The organism is Ruegeria sp. CJ9, assembly GCF_056536625.1.
Window position 1 is genome coordinate 13,251 of sequence record NZ_JBQFPY010000008.1, and the last position, 19,586, is coordinate 32,836.

A 19,586-nucleotide genomic window follows, 5' to 3' on the forward strand; every position below is an offset into this window, starting at 1 on the left:
CTGCTAGTTGTCCTGACCCAGCACCTTTATGGCACCCAGTAGACGAGCGATTTCCTGTTCGGTGTTGTAGTGGCAGAACGAGATGCGGATGCAATCCGACAGGCCCAGTGGCTTTAGGACGTTGCCGGAATAGTGGTCATCCTTACGGGTGTGGGTGCGGATGCCTTGCTGATTCAATATCTCCACAACATCTTCCGAGGCATGCCTTTTGACCACGATTGAAACCAACCCTTCGCGCGCGGGATTGTCAGCCCCGGCCAGAATCGTGACGTGATCCATATCGCGCAGGCCAGGCAGATTTCCGGTCCCATTAATGGCGGCGTTGGTCAGGTGGGTCTCATAGGCATGGATGGCACGGCCAGCGGCCTCGATCCGTTTGCGCGGCTCGGTCTCGTCCGACACCTCTCCGCCCAGCCAGTCGAAATAGGACACCACGTCCGAGACGGTCGCATAAGACCCAGTGTCACGAGTGCCGAATTCCCAGCCCGTCGCAGGCGCGTCGATCAGCATGTCATGCGGGGTGTTGGTTAGCTTTTCAGAAATCCAGGCAATGCCATAACCATGGCGCGAAAACACCTTGTAGGGCGAGATCGCATAGCCATCAACATTGTAGGCATCCAGATCCAGTTGCCCGTGGGCGGCGTGCTGAATGCCATCGACGATGATCATGCAATCCGGTGCGACCGCTCGGATCGCGGAGGAAATCGCCGCCACATCCATTCCCATACCTGTCACCGGTGAGGCATGCAGGATTGTTGCCACCGCCACATCGGGTGTCATCAGCGCAGTGTAATCCTCGGGTGTGACCAGCCCGGTTTCGTCATTATGCGGCACAATTACGTAGTCCAGTCCCGCAATCTCAGCCCAGCGGTGCGCAGCGCTGCGGGTGGCAGGGTGTTCTATGGACGACCCGATCACCTTGGACCCCTTGGGGGTGGCCAGACAGGCGGTGCGGATCATCCGGAACAGCAACTCTGTCCCGCTTTCACCGGCAAAGAACTGCCCGCCCGAGGCATTCATGAATACCGCCAGGTCACCCTTGGCCTTGTTGATCACATTCTGTGTCCCCTGCCCCGCCGGGTTGATGCGCCCGGGGTTGTCTGGGATCGCTGCATAAAAAGCCGAGGTTTCGGTGACTGTTTTCAATGTCAGCGCACCGCCTGCGTTTTCGAAAAAAATACGCTCGCCCTGAAACGGGCAGCTTTCGACATGGTTAAACCGGTCGCGGATCGCATCGATGAGGGCTGGGTTGTTCTGGATCATGGGTCTGTCCTGTAGTTTTTCAAAGCGCGCGGGGTGCGATCAGAGTGTGAGCAGTCATTCAGGTCTGCCAGCTTTGTCTCTGTAACCTAAGGATTGTCGAGCAGATTGGCGGTCGTCTGGCGCGTTGGCGACATCAGACAGTCTGCCACCGCCATCAATATCTCGAGGTATTGCCAACGAGAGCGACGTCGATAATCACGCGAAGTCTTGCCGGATCGCCAAAAGGGTGAGTGCAATATCCCTTAAAAACCCACATAAAACAAATAATTTCAGGATTATTGGGTTGAAATTGTATGTTTTTGTGGAACTATAGGGAAGAATGATGTCAAAAAGCCGGAATCTGATGTTACAAGAAGACGACAGCCTGGAACTTCAGGATTGGATTGTTGACTTGCACAACGTGATGCAGCGTGCCGAGGGCTATCAGAGCGTCGGAATAGCGGGAGATGTCCGAGATTCTAAAGGTGAAGCTCGACCGCCCGAAAGGAAGCTGGGCACCACCACGGGGCACGGCTATGCGCAGATGTTGGACGTTGATGCAAATTCAAGAAATGCGATCGAACTTAATTGTAATTCGGTTAGAGCCCGCATGACCTTTCCCAATTATTGCTACCCTAGCCCCGCAATCCATCACTAGACAGGACGGAAATGGATGTTGAATCCAACAAGCTCACAAAATACCGAAATGGCTGATCTGGTAACGCATGCGATGGCGGTTGCCGACATAGCCAATACTGCGGCACGAGGGTATTTTCGCGGTAGGTTGGGTGTTGAATTCAAGTCGGATGAAAGCCCGGTTACACAGGCCGATAAAGGTGTTGAAACCCAGGTGCGCACTTACCTAGAGCAGCATTTCCCGGATCATGGTATCTTTGGCGAAGAGCACGGGTTTGACGGGCAGAATTGTCGTGAAGTTTGGATCATTGACCCGATTGATGGCACAAGATCGTTCCTTTCGGGGCATCCGCTGTTCGGCTTCTTGCTGGGGCATCTGGTTAATGGCAAGCCGGATATCGGAGTGATCGGTATGCCTGCGTTGAATGAGGTATTTGTAGGCGTTTCAAGTCAGGGCGCGACTCTGAATGGCAATGCCATCGCAACGTCAAAAAAGACGCGATTGGATCAATCCATCCTGTTTGTGAACGAAGGTGACAAGATCTATCGCGATCATCCCGCTTTATTCGCAAAACTGATGCAATCCGGGCAAACCCGCCGGTTCGCCTATGACTGCTACCCGCATGCCCTGCTGGCGGCTGGGCATGTGGATGCAGTGATTGACTATGACTTGCAGCCTTATGACTTCTTGCCTGTTCTGGCCGTTGTTGAGGCCGCAGGCGGGGTGATGACCGACTGGAATGGCAAGCCCCTCGACCTGAACTCGGATGGTCGGGTGATCTCGGCCGCAACGCCTGAACTGCATGCGGAAATGCTGGATAAGGTGAACGGTTAGGCTCATGGCGATTGTAAGCTTTCTCATCAACTTGGCCGGAGCGACAATGTTGTTGCTTTTTGCCGTGCGCATGGTGCGCACAGGGATTGAGCGCAGCTATGGGGCCTCGTTCCAGCGCGTTATGACGGGCCAGCGCAGTTATTTGCAGGCGTCGATGGTGGGGCTTTCGATGGCTATTGTGCTGCAAAGCTCGGCGGCGGTGGCATTGTTGACCTCGGGCTTTGCCGCTGGTGGGATGCTGGCATTTCCTGCGGGCCTTGCAATGGTACTGGGTGGCGATCTGGGGTCTGCGCTGATTATTCAGATTCTGTCGTTCAAGCTGGATTGGCTGGTGCCGCTTCTGTTGGCAATTGGCGGGTATCTGTTCGTCAAAACCGAGTCCAAGAAACCGCGGCAATTGGGCCGCATTCTGATGGGCATTGCATTCATCCTGATCTCATTGCGCTTTTTGCGTGAGGCAATGGACCCGATCCGCGACAGTGCTTTTCTGCCCGCCATCGCCGACTATCTGGCCCGCGACTATATCACCGCGTTTTTGGTGGGTGGTGCGCTGGCCTTTGTCATGCATTCCTCGGTCGCGGCGATCTTGATGTGCGTGACGCTTGTGCAAATCGGCGCAATTCCTTTTGCCGCCGGGTTGTCGCTGGTGTTGGGGGCTAACTTCGGCTCGGCCTTTATCCCGGTTTGGTTGACGCGGGGGATGGATTTATCAGCCCGGCGCATCCCCTTTGCCAATCTGGCCCTACGTGGCAGTTGGGCCGTTATTACCCTTTTCGCGGCCACCACAGCCCTGAGGGCGGGCGTTCTGGGCGATCTGCAAGGCGGGCAAATGCTGGTGAACGCGCATCTGGCCTTTAATGCCTCTTTGCTGGTTCTGGCGCTGCCATTCTGTGGACGCCTAAGTGCCCCGTTCGAGCGGCTGTTGCCAGACCCTAAAACATCAGAGGCTGCGCTGCAGCCGGGTCGTCCCACCAGCGCGTTGGAAATGCGCAATATCGGCAGCCCCAGCCAGGCCCTATCGAGCCTCAAGCGGGAACTGCTGCGGATGAGCGATCTGGTTGAATCGATGTTCCGCCCATCGCTCGAACTGTACCGCAGTGGAGACAAGGAACAGATCCGTGCCGTCAGGGACATTGATGTCGAGGTGAACGAGTGCCTGTCTGGCGTCCGAAAATTCGTGGCGGCCATTCCGGCAGAGGATTTTGGAAAGCAGAATGCGAAAGTGGCGCGCGACTTGATGGAATACGCCATTCGCCTTGAAACTGCAGGCGACGTTGTCGCCAAACGTTTGACTGTGTTGGCTACCAGCATGCGCAAAAAAGGTGCATCATTCTCGAAAGAAGGTTGGGCAGAATTGGTCGAAATGCACGAGGGTATTTTAGCCAATCTCAAACTGGCCTCGAACGTGCTGATCTCGGATGATTTGGAAAGTGCCCGCCTGCTGAGCCTCGAAAAGACCGAAATCAAACGGGCCGAGCGTGACAGCCGCAAGCGTCACCTCAAACGGCTTCAGCATGGCAGTACGGAAAGTTTTGAGACCAGCGATATCCATCTTGAGACGTTGCGCGCGCTGCGTGAATTCAACAGTCACATCGCAGCGGTGGCTTATCCGATCCTCTATCGGAATGGTCAGTTGCTGGAAACACGCCTGATCGAAGAAATGCCCCGGACGCAAAAAGATTCAGATACAGAGGTGAAAGGATGATTGCGCCCGTAGAGGTACTGAACGAAGAGGGCCAGGGCAAAGTGGTCTTATTGTGCGAACACGCGAGCCATCGGATTCCATCAGACTACAGTGATCTGGGTCTGTCCGAAGCTGACCGGCTAAGCCACGCAGTCTGGGACCCGGGTGCGCGAAGCCTGGCGTTAAAGCTTTCGCAGGCTTTGGATGCGCCGGTCGTGGCCTCGACCGTGTCGCGCTTGGTTTATGATTGCAACCGCCCCCCGGAAGCCGCAAGCGCAATGCCTGAGAAGTCTGAACAGATCATTGTCCCGGGGAATACAGGCCTGACGCAAGCGCAGCGCGATGCGCGTACGGCTGCGGTTTACGATCCGTTCTGCGCCGCTGTGTCCGAGGTTTTGAACAAGCGCCGGGCTGATACGGTGATCGTGACTGTGCATTCATTTACCCCGGTCTATTTCGGCAAACCGCGTGCGGTTGAGCTGGGTTTGTTGCATGATGAAGACAGTCGGCTTGTGGATGCGATGCTGAATTATGTGGATCGTATTCCGAACCGCCGAACCGAGCGAAATGAGCCTTATGGCCCAACTGATGGGGTCACCCATTCGCTACGCCTGCATGCGCTTAGCCGAAATTTGCCAAATGTAATGCTGGAAGTGCGCAACGACCTACTGCGTACCGATGAAGAGATTGCTGTCGCAGCAGAAGAGGTATTGACCCTGCTGTTACCGGCACTGAACGACATCGCGATTAAGGAGGATAAATCGTGAGCGGAACTTTCAACCTCGACGAACTGAAGGCACGTGTGACTGCGGGCGATGTTGACACGGTTTTGGTATGTTTTGTTGACATGCAGGGACGTTTGATGGGCAAACGCTTTCATGCGGGTCACTTTGTTGCGGGTGCATGGGAAGAAACGCATTGCTGCAACTATCTGCTGGCGACAGATTTGGAGATGGGTACGCCGGATGGCTATGCCTCGACCAGTTGGGAGCGGGGCTATGGCGATTACGTCATGAAGCCGGACCTCAGCACGCTGCGCCCTGTTCCGTGGCTGGAAGGCACTGTGATGGTGATGTGCGATGTGCTGGATCACCATACCCACGAAGAAGTGCCGCACGCGCCGCGCTCGATCCTAAAACAGCAGGTCAACCGTCTGAAGGCGATGGGCTATGACGCGATGTGCGCGACCGAACTTGAGTTCTTTCTGTTCGAGAAGAGCTTTGACCAGATCCGTAAGGAGGGCTTCCGCGATCTGGCTCCGATCTCGGGCTACAATGAGGATTACCACATCCTGCAGACCACCAAGGAAGAGCATGTGATGCGTCCGATCCGCAACCATTTGTGGAATGCGGGGATTCCGGTCGAGAATTCGAAAGGTGAAGCCGAGACCGGTCAGGAAGAACTGAACATCAAATACGCGCCGGCAATGGAGACGGCGGAGTACCACTCGATCGCCAAGAACGCGGTGAAAGAGATCGCCTGGCAGCATGGTCATGCGGCGACCTTCCTGCCGAAATGGCATCATGACAAGGTGGGCAGTTCGTCCCACGTGCATCAGTCGCTGTGGGCAGACGGTCAGCCGGCATTTTTCGATAAGTCGGATGTGTTAGGCATGTCGGCGCTGATGAAAAGCTACATGGCGGGGCTGCTGAAATACGCGCCGGACTACACCTATTTCATGGCACCCTACATCAACAGCTACAAGCGTTTCATGAAGGGCACCTTTGCGCCCACACGGATCATTTGGTCGGTGGACAATCGTACGGCCGGATACCGTTTGTGTGGCGATGGCACTAAGGCGGTGCGGGTCGAATGCCGCATTCCGGGCTCGGACATGAACCCGTATCTGGCGATGGCCGGGATGCTGGCCGCCGGAATTGCAGGGATCGAGGAAGGGCTGGAGCTGCAGCCGCCCGCCCAAGGCGATGTCTATCAGGGCGACACCGGCATGATCCCGGGTACGTTGAGGGACGCACGAAACGCCCTGCATGGGTCGGCCATGTTGCGCGCGGCCATGGGGGATGAGGTGGTCGATCACTATACCCGCGCGGCAGAGGTCGAGATCGAGGAATTCGAGCGCGTGGTAACCGATTGGGAAGTTGCCCGCGGGTTCGAGCGGGCGTGAGCTTGGGCCAGGCTGGGGGCTCTGCCCCCAGACCCCCGAGGTATTTTTGGCCAGACGAAGCAGGGGACCCTGCCGTCTTTCGAAATGGAGTGGTTATGGGGCAGATGTTGAAATGTGTCTCACCGATTGATGGATCGGTTTTTGCGGAACGCGAGGTTCTGTCGCGGGACGCCGCCTTTGCGGCGGCTGAGCGCGCACGTGCCGCGCAGGCGAACTGGGCGGCGCGGTCGTTGGAGGAGCGTATCGATCGTGTGATGGCGGGCGTGGCGGCTGTTGGTACGATGAATGATGAGATCGTGCCCGAGCTGGCTCATATGATGGGCCGCCCGGTGCGCTATGGCGGTGAGTTTGGTGGCTTTAACGAGCGCGCCAGCCATATGGCCGGGATCGCCGAGGCGTCGCTGGCGGATATCGCGGTGGGCGAGGATGAGACCTTCAAACGCTATATCAAGCGCCTCCCGCATGGGGTGGTGTTTGTGGTGGCGCCCTGGAATTACCCTTACATGACGGCAATCAATACGGTGGCCCCGGCGCTGATCGCGGGCAACACGGTGATCCTGAAACACGCCACCCAGACCCTGTTGGTGGGTGAGCGGATGGCACAGGCCTTCCATGCAGCTGGCGTGCCGACAGATGTGTTCCAGAACGTGTTCCTCAGCCATGACGTGACAAATGACCTGATCGCGGGCAATGCGTTCGACTTTGTGAACTTCACCGGCTCGGTCGGCGGTGGTCAGGCGATGGAGCGCGCGGCGGCGGGCACCTTTACCGGTGTGGGCACCGAACTGGGCGGCAAGGACCCCGGCTATGTGATGGAGGATGCCGATCTGGATGCCGCCGTGGATACGCTGATCGACGGGGCGATGTTCAACGCCGGACAGTGTTGCTGCGGGATCGAGCGGATTTACGTGCATGAGAGCCTCTATGATGACTTCGTCGCCAAGGCAGTTGAGGTCGTCAAAGGCTACAAACTGGGCAACCCGCTGGACCCGGAGACCACCATGGGCCCGATGGCCAATGTTCGGTTCGCCGATGAGGTGCGCGCCCAGATTGCCGAGGCGGTGGCCGATGGCGCGGTGGCTCATATCGACACCTTCGCCGAGGATGACGGCGGGGCTTATCTGACCCCGCAGATCCTGACCAATGTGACCCATGATATGCGCGTGATGCGGGATGAAAGCTTTGGTCCGGTGGTGGGCATCATGAAGGTCTCATCCGACGAAGAAGCGATTGCGCTGATGAATGACAGCGAATTTGGCCTGACCGCCAGCCTGTGGACCCCTGATGTGGATCGCGCGGCCCGTGTGGGCGATCAAATCGAGACCGGCACCGTATTTATGAACCGGGCCGATTATCTGGACCCCGGCCTGTGCTGGACCGGCTGCAAGAATACCGGGCGGGGCGGTGGCCTGTCGGTCATCGGCTATCACAACCTGACCCGTCCCAAATCCTACCATCTGAAAAAGGTGACATCATGAGCCTTGTTGGAAACTGGTCTTACCCGACCGCAATCAAATTCGGTGCTGGGCGCATCAAAGAATTGCCCGAGGCCTGTGCCACAGCGGGGATGAATAAGCCCTTGCTGGTCACCGACAAAGGGCTGGCCGACCTGCCGATCACCACCGCGACGTTGGACATCATGGAGGCCGCCGGTCTGGGCCGGGGTCTGTTCAGCGACGTTGACCCGAACCCGAATGAAAAGAACCTTGAAGCCGGGGCTGCCGCCTATAACGCTGGTGGTCATGACGGGGTGATTGCCTTCGGTGGTGGCTCAGGGCTGGATCTGGGCAAGATGGTGGCCTTCATGGCCGGTCAGACGCGTCCGGTCTGGGATTTTGAAGACATCGGCGACTGGTGGACCCGCGCCGATGCAGATGTTATCGCCCCGATCATCGCGGTGCCAACCACCGCCGGAACAGGGTCTGAGGTTGGGCGCGCCAGCGTCATCACCAACTCTGAGACGCATGCCAAAAAGATCATCTTCCACCCCAAGGTTCTGCCGAGCGTGGTGATCTGCGACCCGGAGCTGACCGTGGGCATGCCCAAATTTATCACCGCAGGCACCGGTCTGGATGCCTTTGCCCACTGTGTCGAGGCATTCTCAAGCCCGCATTACCATCCGATGAGCCAGGGCATCGCGCTGGAAGGCATGCGGTTGGTCAAAGAGTATCTGCCGCGCGCCTATGCTGATGGCACCGATCTCGAGGCCCGCGCACATATGATGAGCGCAGCCTCGATGGGCGCCACCGGTTTCCAGAAAGGTCTGGGCGCGATCCACGCCATGAGCCACCCCATCGGGGCGGTGTTCAACACCCATCACGGCACTACCAACGCGGTCTGCATGCCCGGCGTGCTGGAGTTTAACGCCCCTGCCATTGCCGACCGGTTCCAGATGGCAGCCGATTATCTGGGCATCCAGGGCGGCTTTGACGGCTTCCGCGCCTTTGTGCAGACCTTCAACGACGATTTGGGTATTCCGCGCAAACTGTCTGACCTGGGTGTGACCGAGGCCGCAATTCCTGAACTGGTCCAAGGCGCAATCATCGACCCATCATGCGGTGGGAATCCCGTTGAGCTGACTGAAAGAAATCTAAAAACACTGTTCGAAGCAGCGTTATGAAAGCAAGGGCCTCGGCAGACACTCTGCCGGGGCCAGAATTTATAATCACCAGTGGTGTTCCACAGGGTGAAGCCGGTAGGTCTTACCGGACAAAAGCAGTCAAGTGTACATATATTGGTAGACCAGACGCTTTTCAGCCGATGACCGGATTTATTGGAAAATATAAATAATTCCCCGCAATTCAAATATTGTCACAAAACATTCACAATTTTTGTGGATTTTTAAGTGAAACTATGTTGGGCTTAAAAAATGGATCACGATAGCGATAATATCCCTCATCGGGGCCGTGAACTTCTAGATGTCCTGGCAAGGTTGGGGGGCTCGGCGCGCAATACCCAGATTGCGCAGGTTATGGACGTTTCTGAGGAAACTGTTCGTCGACTTGTCAAAGCGCTGGCGCAAAAAAACATGGTTGAGAGGGTGCATGGGGGTACCTATCTTTCCCGGGCGCAGGACACGCCGATGTTTTCCGGGGCGTTGGAGCAAAACGCCGAAGAAAAGACGCTTATTGCCAACAAGGTCAGCCAAATGATCGAAGACGGCATGGTGCTGTTCATTACGGTGGGCTCAACGACCACCCATGTTGCCGAGCAGCTGCGCGATCTGAAAAACCTAACCGTGGTCAGCAACTCGCTATCGGTTGTCGCCTCACTGGCTGATCACAACGGAACGCGAGCAATCCTTGCCGGTGGTGAGGTTATTCGATCCGAACGCGGCAGTTTTGGTCGTGCGGCCGAGGAACTGGCCTGCCAATACAGTTATGATGCGGTGATTTGCGGTGCGGATGCCATATCGCTTTCCGGCGGCGTGTTGGCTTCGAACCCGCTGGAGGCTGAGTTGACGCGCGCGTTGCTTAAAAATACGCGGCGCATGATTGTCGCAACCGATCACACGAAATTCGGGGAAAAAGCGACTAATGTATCCTGCCGATTTGACCAGGTGACCGATTTGGTGACCGACATACCCCCGTCTGAAACTTTCGCCACAGCTTTGAAGGATGCGGGGGTTACAGTCCATGTCGCTGCGCTGCGTGGCAAAAAAAAGAAAAAGAAGAAGAGAACCGACGTTGCTGCAGTCAACTAATCGGTTTCACAAGCAAATAAAAACGAAACTGACGTTACCGTAGGGAGAAAACATGAAACAGCTTCTGATGTCAGGTGTGGCCTTGGTCACTCTGGGGGGAACTGCCTGGGCGAACTGTCCGGCAGCGACAGTTGCAGATATGCAGGGCCTATCTGATGGTGCTTATCCGCAGCAATTTGATCTGGCAGAGTTTCAGTCGGCCGCGGGCTGTACGCTGAACTTTGCAGAAAACCCAGCCATTGCAGATCTAAATGGTAAAATCCGCGGCAATGGCGACCTGCCCGCGGTGGCGGATCGTCTGCCGGCCGAGCCTTTGGTCATCGTGCCATATGACTCGATCGGTCAGTATGGTGGGGTTCTGGATGCGCTGTCCAACGCCACCGAAAGCGGCACGTCAGACTTCCTGTCTGTACGTCACGTGAACCTGTTCCGGTATTCCGACGATCTTCAAACCTTGGTGCCCAATGTGGCCAAGTCCTGGGAATGGAACGATGATTTCACTCAACTGACCGTGCATCTGCGCGAAGGTCACAAGTGGTCGGATGGGGCGCCGTTCACCGCGGCGGATGTCGTGTTCTGGTATGACAACCTGATGATGGACACCAATGTCATCGCCGAAGCCAAGGATTACGCACTGGCTGGCGGTGAACCCATGAAGGTCGAAGCGGTAGATGACACCACGGTGCAGTTTACGCTGGCCGCACCCAAGCCGGGCCTGACCGAGACGTTTTCGTTCACTTATGTGCAACCCTACCAGCCCAAGCATTTCTTCGAAAAGTTCCACCCGGCGTTGGATGAAAATGCGGACGCCAACGCACAGGCGCTTGGGTATGAAAACGGTTATGAACTGATCAAGGCCTACTACGGTAACTCGGACTGGATGGATACGCCGTCACCAATGCTGACGGCAGGTGACAAGCTGGCGGGTCTGCCCAAGGATGCTATGCCGACCCTTGAAAGTCATATTCTTGTGAAGGAAAGCACCGAAGGGCGCCACTATGTCGCCAACCCTTACTTCTTCCAGGTCGACACACAGGGTAACCAACTGCCCTATATCTCGGAAATGGATGAAACATATGTACCGGATGAAGAGGTGCGTAACCTCAAGCTATTGAACGGCGAGGTGGATTACAAATCTCAGGGTGTGAACCTGACATCTGCTCCGGTTCTTTTGGAGGGTCAGGAAAGCGGCAACTACACGTTGGAAGTAAAGCCCGCGATCGGCTATCCGGTGCTGACGTTCAACGTGACCGCCGAGGATGAGGCCAAACGCGCGCTCTTCAACGACATCCGTTTCAGAACGGCCATGTCGGTTGCGATGGACCGCAATCAGCTGAACGAAGTTACCGCTTTTGGACTGGGTGAGCCGACACAGTATATCGGGTTCTCACCGCGCCCGGACTTCATTGATGCCAAATGGTCAGAGTACGAGGCTGGTTTTGATCAGGATCGTGCCAATGCTCTGCTCGATGAGGTCGGCCTAGTCGATCAGAACGGTGACGGTTTCCGCGATCTGCCAAACGGTGACCCGCTTGTGCTGGACTGGCAGTTCTCGACGCAGTCAGCCTCTGCTCAACTGGTGGAACTCATCGCTCAGAACTGGAAAGACGTGGGCGTCAACACCGCGATCAAAGAGGTTACTTCTGATGAGTTCCGCGCGGCGCAATCGGCCAATACGTTGGATATGGGTATGTGGCTCAAGAGCCAGCCTGCCGGTTCGGTTCTGGGCGACGGCGAAATCTGGGTTCCCCCGTTTGACGGGTACTTCGATGTTCGAACCGGGATGCTCTGGGCGGAATACATCAGCTCGAACGGTGAAAACGGTGTCGAGCCGCCCGCTTGGGTTGCCGATCTGAAAGCCGCTCTGGATACTTATCAATCCAGCGCACCTGGATCGGACGCATCCATTGCTGCCGCTCAGAAAATGGTTGAGATAATGACCAGCGAACTGCTGTTCATTGGTACGGTCAACTCGCCGGCACCGATCTACCACTCGAACAATCTGCAGAACTTCACCGAGTTCAAGACGCAGTCGTACGAGTTCTATCGGACCTATCCGTATCGCCCTGCTCAGTGGTGGTTGTCCGAGTAATCCGATCCTTGATCTGAGATGACGGAATGGGGCGTTCGCGCCCCGTTCCAAATGCTAGCCAGGAACAAAGACATGCTCCAATTCGCCCGCTTTGCCGCCACGCGTGCGGTGATGGCTGTGGTCACACTTGTATTGGTATCACTCATCGTGTTCACGCTGATGGAGCTTGTGCCGGGCGATTGTGCCGAACGCTATCTTGCCTATAAAAATACCCAAGGCTCGGCCATCACACTGGCGGATATCGAGGCCGAACGGGCCCGACTAGGGCTTGATCGCCCGTTCCTGACACGCTGGGCCAGTTGGCTGAGCGGTGCCTTCCGCGGTGATTTCGGCGAAAGCTGCATATTACGCGTGAATATCGCACAGCTATTGGGCGACAAGTTTTGGATCTCGCTGTGGATCTGCCTTGGATCGTTGACGCTGGCCTATATGATCGCGCTACCCGTGGGTATTATCTCGGCTGCTTCCAAGAACGCATTCCTCAACAATTCTCTGCGCCTGATCAGCTATCTGGGTCTGGCCATGCCCAACTTTCTGCTGGCGCTGATGGTGATGCTGTTTTCCACAATCTATTTTGGCGAGACACTCACCGGCTTGTTCAGCCCCGAATATCGCGAGGCCCCCTGGTCATGGGCCAAGTTCGTGGACCTGCTGAAACATGCCTGGTTGCCCATATTCATTCTGGGCTGGTCCGCGACTGCCTTTGCGTTGCAGACCGTGCGCGCATTGATGTCGGATGAGATCGGCAAGCTTTACGTAACCGCAGCTGCGGCGCGTGGGATTTATGGCCCGCGTTTATTGTGGCGCTACCCCGCCCGTCATGCGCTTGGGCCAATTATCAACTCGCTGGGATTTGACCTGAACCGTATCTTCAACGAACTGCCCATTGTCGCCCTGATCCTGACACTGACCGAGGCCGGGTCGCTGCTGCTGGAGGCTCTGGCACGGTCGAACGACCAACAACTGGCAGGCGCCATCATCTTCCTGCTAACAGCCGCCATCGTCACACTCAATTTCGCCACGGATATCCTGTTGGCCGTGATTGATCCGCGTGTGCGCAAGAGCATTCTGAGGTAAGATCCATGTCTGCAAAAACCTCCACGAAAATCGACGATCAGAAGGCCAAGGAAGCGTATTTCACGGCGTCGCAAAGACAGCTGATCTGGGCCAGGTTCAAAAAGCAGCGCGCGGCGATGATCGCGGCCACCGTTTTGGTTGTTCTGATCCTGTCGGGCCTCTTTGCGCCGTTTTTGTCGCCATACGATCCAACGGTCGCAGGACGGGACAAGGATTACCTGAACGGGGCCCCTCAGATACCGAAGTTCTGCGACAAGAACGGCTGTTCGATCCGCCCGTTTCTGCACACGGTGACGCGCGAGCGGTCGATTGCCACTAACTTTCGCTGGGTCGAAAAGATAAACGAGGATGAACGCCGCTACATGCAGTTTTTCGTCCACGGCGACAGCTACAAACTGTTTGGGTTCATTCCGGGCGACATCCATCTGTTTGGCATGGATCAGGGCTATGTCCATCTTTTCGGCACTGACAGCGCAGGAAAAGACATTTTTTCACGCACACTGCACGCGGTCTGGACGTCACTTCAGGTGGGCACGTTAGGCGTGGTGATCTCGTTCGTGTTGGCTTTGATAATTGGTGGCGTGGCTGGATATTATGGCGGGGCCATAGACAGTGTGATCCAGATGATCACCGACGCGGTCAGGACAGTACCGTCTATCCCCCTTTTCATGGCCATCGCCGCCTTTATTCCACCCGAATGGTCGGCTGAAACCCGATTTTTCGTCATAACCCTGATCCTCGGGCTGGTGGGTTGGCCAACCTTGGCCCGACGGGTACGGACCCATCTGCTGACCGAGCGCAATCAAGAATACGTTCTGGCCGCGCAATTGTGCGGGGCACCCGCCGGTCACGTCATCAGGCGGCATCTTCTGCCAAGCTTTACCAGCTATATCATCGTCGACTTGGTCATATCGTTCCCCTACGTGGTCCTGTCGGAAACGGCGCTCAGCTTTATTGGGCTGGGCCTCAAGGACCCGGTGAACTCATTGGGTGTTATGTTGCAGAACGTGACCAAAGCAGATGTGTTGTTGAATTATCATTGGTACTTCATCCCGGTCCTCTTCTTCATCGCGCTTGTCATGGCCTTCGTCTTTGTGGGCGACGGGCTGCGCGATGCTGCCGATCCCTATTCGGAGACCCGTAAATGAGCCTGATCAACGTCGAAAACCTGACGCTGCAATTCAAGACCGACGAAGGGCTGATCACCGCGGTCGACAACGTGTCATTTTCGCTGGCCCCGGGCGAGGTCATGGGCCTTGTGGGTGAAAGCGGCTCGGGCAAATCCGTGACCGCGAAATCGCTGATGAAGCTTAATCCGGGCAATGCAGTCTACGCGCCGGAAAGCCGTATCACGCTTCATCTGGATAGCGGGCCGGTGGATGTCCTTGCCTTGCAGCGCCCGCGAGATATGGAAGTCGTGCGTGGCGGGGCGATTAGCATGATCTTTCAGGAACCGATGGCCAGTTTCGCGCCTGCAATGACCATCGGCAGCCAGATGGTCGAGCAGCTGTTGATTCACACGGATATGTCCAAAAAACAGGCCCGTGAACTGTCGATCGAGATGCTGGACCGCGTCGGTATTTCCGATGCGTCCACCCGGTTTGGGCAATACGCATTTGAAATGTCGGGCGGCATGCGTCAGCGGGCGATGATTGCCATGGCGTTATCGACCAAGCCAAAGCTTTTGATCGCGGACGAGCCCACCACGGCGCTGGACGTAACGATACAGGCTCAGGTCATCGACCTGATGAAGGATCTGGTGGATGAATTCGGGATGGGCATCATCTTTATCACCCATGACCTTGGGGTGGTCGCACAGACAGCCGACAAGGTGGCGGTGATGTATTTGGGCAAGATGATCGAACAAGGCCCGGTCCGCGAGGTGATCCGCAACCCCTATCACCCATATACCCAAGGGCTGATCGACGCGCTGCCACAGCTGGACGATCTGGACAAGCCATTGATGCCGGTGCCAGGCGATATCCCTTCGCCGCTGGAACGGCCTGAAGGCTGCGTTTTCCATACCCGTTGCAGCAAAATCGTTGGCGATGTCTGTCGAACGATTGTGCCGGGCTGGTCGGACACCGGTGAAAACCATCGCACAGCCTGCCACCTTTGTGACGAGAGACAATCCGCATGAGCAACGACAATCTGATCGAAACCCAGGACCTGTCGGTTGGATTCCCTGTCGGCGGTAAGATTTTCAACAAGCGTACCCTGATGGCGGTCAACGAAGTTTCGCTGTCGATCCCCCGAGGGTCTTTTTTCGGTGTGGTAGGTGAGAGCGGTTCGGGTAAGACAACCTTTGGCCGTGCCCTGCTGAATGCGGCACCCATCACCGGTGGCACCGCCCATTATGACGATGGAGAGGTCAGCTATGATCTGGGCAATTTGGCCGGGGCCGACCTGAAGGAATACCGCCGCCGTGCACAGCTGATCTTTCAAGACCCATATGCTGCGCTGTCTCCGCGTATGACCGTTCGCGACATCATTGCCGAACCTCTGGAAGTTATGGGTCTGTGCAACTCGCGCGAAGAGGTGGACGAGCGTGTGCGCGAAATCGCCAGCTTGTGTCGGCTAAACCTGGAACATTTGCGCCGGTTTCCACATGCTTTTTCTGGCGGTCAGCGTCAGCGGATTTCCATTGCCCGCGCTCTGGTGTCCAAACCCCGGTTTGTGGTGGCAGACGAAAGCGTCGCGGCACTGGATGTGTCAATTCAGGCCGACATCCTGAACCTGTTAAAGTCGCTTCAGGATGAGATGGGGCTGACTTATCTGTTCATCAGTCATGACCTGTCGGTGGTGGCCCATACCTGCGATCATGTCGCCGTGATGTATCTGGGGCAGATCATGGAAAGCGCGCCAACGCGCCAGCTATTCCAATCGCCGCGTCACCCATACACCAAAGCACTGTTTTCAGCGATCCCGTCTCTGGACCCGGATGATCGCGGCAAAGCGCAGAAACTTGAAGGTGAGATCCCGTCGCCAACCAATCGCCCCAGTGGTTGTCAGTTTCACACACGTTGTCCTTTTGCCACTGACCTGTGCAAGCGGGAAGAGCCGCATTTGGAGACCTGCGAGGCTGGACATGCAGTAAGCTGCCACAGATGGCGTGAATTGCAGTTGGCGGGTTAATCCGGGTCAAAGTGTTGGTTGCCGTCAAATTGGTTCAACGCCTTTGAGGCGATAGAGGCAACTGACGAGTAATGTAACTTGGGGAGACACTGAAAGCTTTTTTGTTTAACCGAATACGGCTTCTCGCGAACACGCATCGGTACTTCAAGAAAACTCACAATCCAACTGTTTCTGCGGGGCGTATGTTCAGGCGGCAATAAGTATCTCGGTCCCACGAAAGCCGTTGCACTTCACACTTCTTGGCGCAATGAGAAGGATTGGGTATTTCCAGCACCAAAGTCCCGGTCAAAAGACTTTTCGCCTAGCCGGTATTGCGGTAATGGGTGGACTCATACGATGAAGGTCAAACAGTCTAGGTTCGGAGTTTCTTGCACGCAGGGCATCTTACCTGATCGGTAATGGTGTTTCTGCAATCTGAAAGTCGTACTTTTGCACGTTCCGTGAAAATTAGTTCAACAAACCGTACATTATATTGCTTCTGGTATTCCCAGCTCTGACAACCCTTGAGAATTTGAAAAATGGTTAACAGTCCTAACGCACAGGGTGTCGAACGCCACTGGCAACTGAGTCCCAGGCAGAACCAAAGTGCGTCATTTACCAAGACAGCGGCGGGCACGTTGCTGTTGTTTGTTACTTTCTCTCAGGGCAACGTCACCAGCGCCAGCCAGTTTGTCATCTTATACTTGCCGATCCTGTCTTTGGCGCTTGTGATTATCGGCGGCCGGAGGGGTTCTGCAAGTACTCTTGCCCCCAGCAGCCCCGCACGGCTCGGACTTCTACTGATACTCGTTCCGGTACTTCTGGCGACCCTTTCCACGGCCACCGTGCAATACGTCATCATCCTGCTTGGCTTTACCCTTATTGTCTTAACGCTGCCGGTGGGCGGGTTCCTCCAAAACCTTCCAACTTATGCTTATTACGCAGCCTGGCTGAATGCGATGCTGTACATGGGCGAAGTAATATTTTGGGGGCAACTGGGAATACCATTCGACCCATCAGTGTTTAACTATATCGGCGTCGACCGTGAGGGGGTAATAACCACATGGGGATTGACCCGCTATGGTGGACACCATTCGGAGCCAGGGTCCTTCGCAGTCAATTTCGCGGCGTTAACGGTGTTGTCGTTGATGGGCGATCGAATGCCCACTCTGTTCCATTGGTTTGCTGTGTTTCTATTGGCTGGAACGCTGTCGATCACGGCGGCGCTATTGGCTGTGGTTGTGGTGGTGTCGATTATTCTGACCAGCAAACTGACGGCGAGATCTCTGTTTTTGCTTGTACTGGGACTTGGCCTGATCCCTGTGCTGATTTTGCAACTTCTGCCGCTTTTGGGCTTGCAATCGATGGAATTTCTGACTGAACGCCTGGTTGACCGTGGCGGGAACGATATCAGTATCTACATTAAGGCACAGCTTGTCGAAGATGTTAAAACGCGAGACTTCTTATCTACAATATTCGGGAACCGATACGCAGAGTGCTTTCATTGTAGTTACTCCAAATCCATGGGCTTTGGTTTCTATTTTCTGTTTCAAGGCGGTCTGGTGGGTGCCATTGCAGTTGCAACCATTGGTGGCATCGCAGTCTGGCGACTTGGACGAAAGGGCTTCGCGCTTTTCATCGTTTTTATGTTGATGCGGTTGGAGTTTCATTTCCCTCAAGCCATGATGCTTTATTTGATCGTTGTAGGTTTGCCAGCACCCAACGGACGTTCCTCAAAGGGTAAGATCGCGTGAAAAATATTTTGGTATTTGCGTTGCGTATGATCACGCTTCGTTTGGCAGTCATTCTTTTGTCGTTGACGCAGACTACACTATGGGCGGCTGAGTTGGGGGTTGCAGGTTTCGGCCTAGTTTCGGCTTTCATCAGCGCGCAGGTTCTTTTAGGGTTGGGCGCGCGCTTTGGTGCGGACAACGTTTTGGTACGTCACTTTCGCACTGATCCGAACTTTCCGAAGCGTTTCCATACTTTTGTCCGAGCGGCGATCTTAGCCTCGGTGGTCGTCGCCCTAATCGGGTTTACGATATTGGCAAAGCCAGTGTTCGGTAAGCTGACCAGTTACGGCGCCGTCGCGTTTGTAATGCTGTTGCTGAGTTTTAACATCATGCAAATCCTGATTCAGGTTGTCGTAGCCCAAAGACGTCAGGTGCTGGTGACACTGGTCGGAGGCGTACTACCTTTGTTGGTAAGTCTGGGATTTTTCTCCTTACCGTTGGACAACTACCTTTCAGTGCCCAGACACATTCAGGCAGTAGCGTTCTTGGCTTTAGGATATTTTCTGGCTGCCGCGGTTTTGGCGGTTCTTCTGCGTGATTTCTGGGCAGAATGTCGTGCGCAACACCGAGCGGCTCCTGGGCGCATGCGATTGTTGCTGGGTTCTGAGCAGTGGCACTTTCTAGCCTATCAAAGTATTGGCCTTGCCCGGGTTCACGGAACCACGTTGGCTGTTTTGGCGTTGTTTGGTGCTGAAACGGCCGGGTTCTTTGCTCTTGCATTGCGCTTTGGCAATCTACTGAGCTACCTCAACGAGCCAGCTCGCATGTATGTACTTCCGCGCGTTGCCGGCAGTTCCAGGGGCAATATCTGGCGCCTCTATCGCTCAATGTTGGGATTGAACGCTGGGCTGTTCGTGATTGGTGTCCTATCGCTTGCCGGCCTCTATTTCTTTGTCCAGCTGCCATTTTCCACAGACCCACCGTTCCTGCTCTATACCGTTATCATCATGGCCGGTGCGGCGGTGAACCTCTGTGTTGGTCCAGTCGGGGCTATTCTTGCTCAAAGCGGCAATGAAAAACGCAACCTCACCGCAAATATTCTGGGCTTTGGCATCGCAAGCTTCTGTCTGCTTTTGGCTTGGGCTTTAAATGAGCCTGTTGCGGCAGTATTGGGAGTGTCATTGTCCACCGCGACGATCAATCTGTCTAACACTTTAAGCCTGATGCAGGTAATGCGCGATCCAATTGCCGGTCCCGGTCCGTGGCAACTGGGCCGTAGGCGTGAGTATAGGGCCATCCAGGATAAAGCACGTTTTGTTGGCAGCAAAAAATCTTGAATAGCATT

Annotated in this window: 15 protein-coding genes; 14 read left to right on the forward strand and 1 reads right to left on the reverse strand. The window is 55.6% G+C overall.

The window, feature by feature from the left end:
- Positions 1-3: 3 nt before the first annotated feature.
- The gene (locus ACR0AJ_RS16050) at positions 4-1,263 is read right to left on the reverse strand and encodes an aminotransferase class V-fold PLP-dependent enzyme (RefSeq protein ID WP_170351153.1); all 1,260 of its coding nucleotides are present in this window, start codon (positions 1,261-1,263) and stop codon (positions 4-6) included.
- Between the two features lie 685 nt (positions 1,264-1,948).
- Between ACR0AJ_RS16050 and ACR0AJ_RS16055 the strand changes: the two genes are divergently transcribed.
- The 14 genes from ACR0AJ_RS16055 (at position 1,949) to ACR0AJ_RS16120 (ending at position 19,578) form a co-directional block, all read left to right on the forward strand.
- Positions 1,949-2,713 (forward strand): inositol monophosphatase family protein, encoded by a 765-nt coding sequence (locus tag ACR0AJ_RS16055; protein ID WP_480567331.1) that lies wholly within the window; start codon positions 1,949-1,951, stop codon positions 2,711-2,713.
- 4 nt (positions 2,714-2,717) lie between these two features.
- Positions 2,718-4,418, forward strand: a complete 1,701-nt coding sequence (locus ACR0AJ_RS16060; RefSeq protein ID WP_170351155.1) for a Na/Pi cotransporter family protein — start codon at positions 2,718-2,720, stop codon at positions 4,416-4,418.
- Entirely contained in the window at positions 4,415-5,164 is a 750-nt protein-coding gene (locus ACR0AJ_RS16065) for an N-formylglutamate amidohydrolase (protein ID WP_170351156.1), read from the forward strand. The genes ACR0AJ_RS16060 and ACR0AJ_RS16065 overlap by 4 nt, the downstream gene beginning before the upstream one ends.
- A gap of 80 nt (positions 5,165-5,244) precedes the next feature.
- The gene (locus ACR0AJ_RS16070; protein ID WP_226689585.1) at positions 5,245-6,522 is read left to right on the forward strand and encodes a glutamine synthetase family protein; all 1,278 of its coding nucleotides are present in this window, start codon (positions 5,245-5,247) and stop codon (positions 6,520-6,522) included.
- A gap of 95 nt (positions 6,523-6,617) precedes the next feature.
- Positions 6,618-8,000: an aldehyde dehydrogenase family protein gene (locus ACR0AJ_RS16075; protein WP_480648426.1), complete on the forward strand. Its 1,383-nt coding sequence runs from the start codon at positions 6,618-6,620 to the stop codon at positions 7,998-8,000.
- Positions 7,997-9,142: an iron-containing alcohol dehydrogenase gene (locus ACR0AJ_RS16080; protein WP_480648424.1), complete on the forward strand. Its 1,146-nt coding sequence runs from the start codon at positions 7,997-7,999 to the stop codon at positions 9,140-9,142. The genes ACR0AJ_RS16075 and ACR0AJ_RS16080 overlap by 4 nt, the downstream gene beginning before the upstream one ends.
- Positions 9,143-9,391: 249 nt before the next feature.
- Positions 9,392-10,225 carry a DeoR/GlpR family DNA-binding transcription regulator gene (locus ACR0AJ_RS16085; protein ID WP_170351160.1) on the forward strand — a complete coding sequence of 278 codons (834 nt, stop codon included), beginning with the start codon at positions 9,392-9,394 and terminating at the stop codon, positions 10,223-10,225.
- Positions 10,226-10,277: 52 nt separating this feature from the next.
- The gene (locus ACR0AJ_RS16090; protein WP_170351161.1) at positions 10,278-12,317 is read left to right on the forward strand and encodes an ABC transporter substrate-binding protein; all 2,040 of its coding nucleotides are present in this window, start codon (positions 10,278-10,280) and stop codon (positions 12,315-12,317) included.
- Between the two features lie 72 nt (positions 12,318-12,389).
- Positions 12,390-13,394 carry an ABC transporter permease gene (locus ACR0AJ_RS16095; protein ID WP_170379431.1) on the forward strand — a complete coding sequence of 335 codons (1,005 nt, stop codon included), beginning with the start codon at positions 12,390-12,392 and terminating at the stop codon, positions 13,392-13,394.
- Positions 13,395-13,399: 5 nt separating this feature from the next.
- Entirely contained in the window at positions 13,400-14,542 is a 1,143-nt protein-coding gene (locus ACR0AJ_RS16100; protein WP_480741332.1) for an ABC transporter permease, read from the forward strand.
- Positions 14,539-15,534, forward strand: a complete 996-nt coding sequence (locus ACR0AJ_RS16105) for an ABC transporter ATP-binding protein (protein WP_425082549.1) — start codon at positions 14,539-14,541, stop codon at positions 15,532-15,534. The genes ACR0AJ_RS16100 and ACR0AJ_RS16105 overlap by 4 nt, the downstream gene beginning before the upstream one ends.
- Entirely contained in the window at positions 15,531-16,529 is a 999-nt protein-coding gene (locus ACR0AJ_RS16110) for an ABC transporter ATP-binding protein (RefSeq protein WP_170351165.1), read from the forward strand. The genes ACR0AJ_RS16105 and ACR0AJ_RS16110 overlap by 4 nt, the downstream gene beginning before the upstream one ends.
- A 518-nt stretch (positions 16,530-17,047) precedes the next feature.
- Positions 17,048-18,262, forward strand: coding sequence for a hypothetical protein (locus ACR0AJ_RS16115; protein ID WP_170351166.1), 1,215 nt, complete (start codon positions 17,048-17,050; stop codon positions 18,260-18,262).
- Entirely contained in the window at positions 18,259-19,578 is a 1,320-nt protein-coding gene (locus ACR0AJ_RS16120) for a lipopolysaccharide biosynthesis protein (RefSeq protein WP_480741333.1), read from the forward strand. Before ACR0AJ_RS16115 ends, ACR0AJ_RS16120 begins: the two co-directional genes overlap by 4 nt.
- Positions 19,579-19,586: the final 8 nt, after the last annotated feature.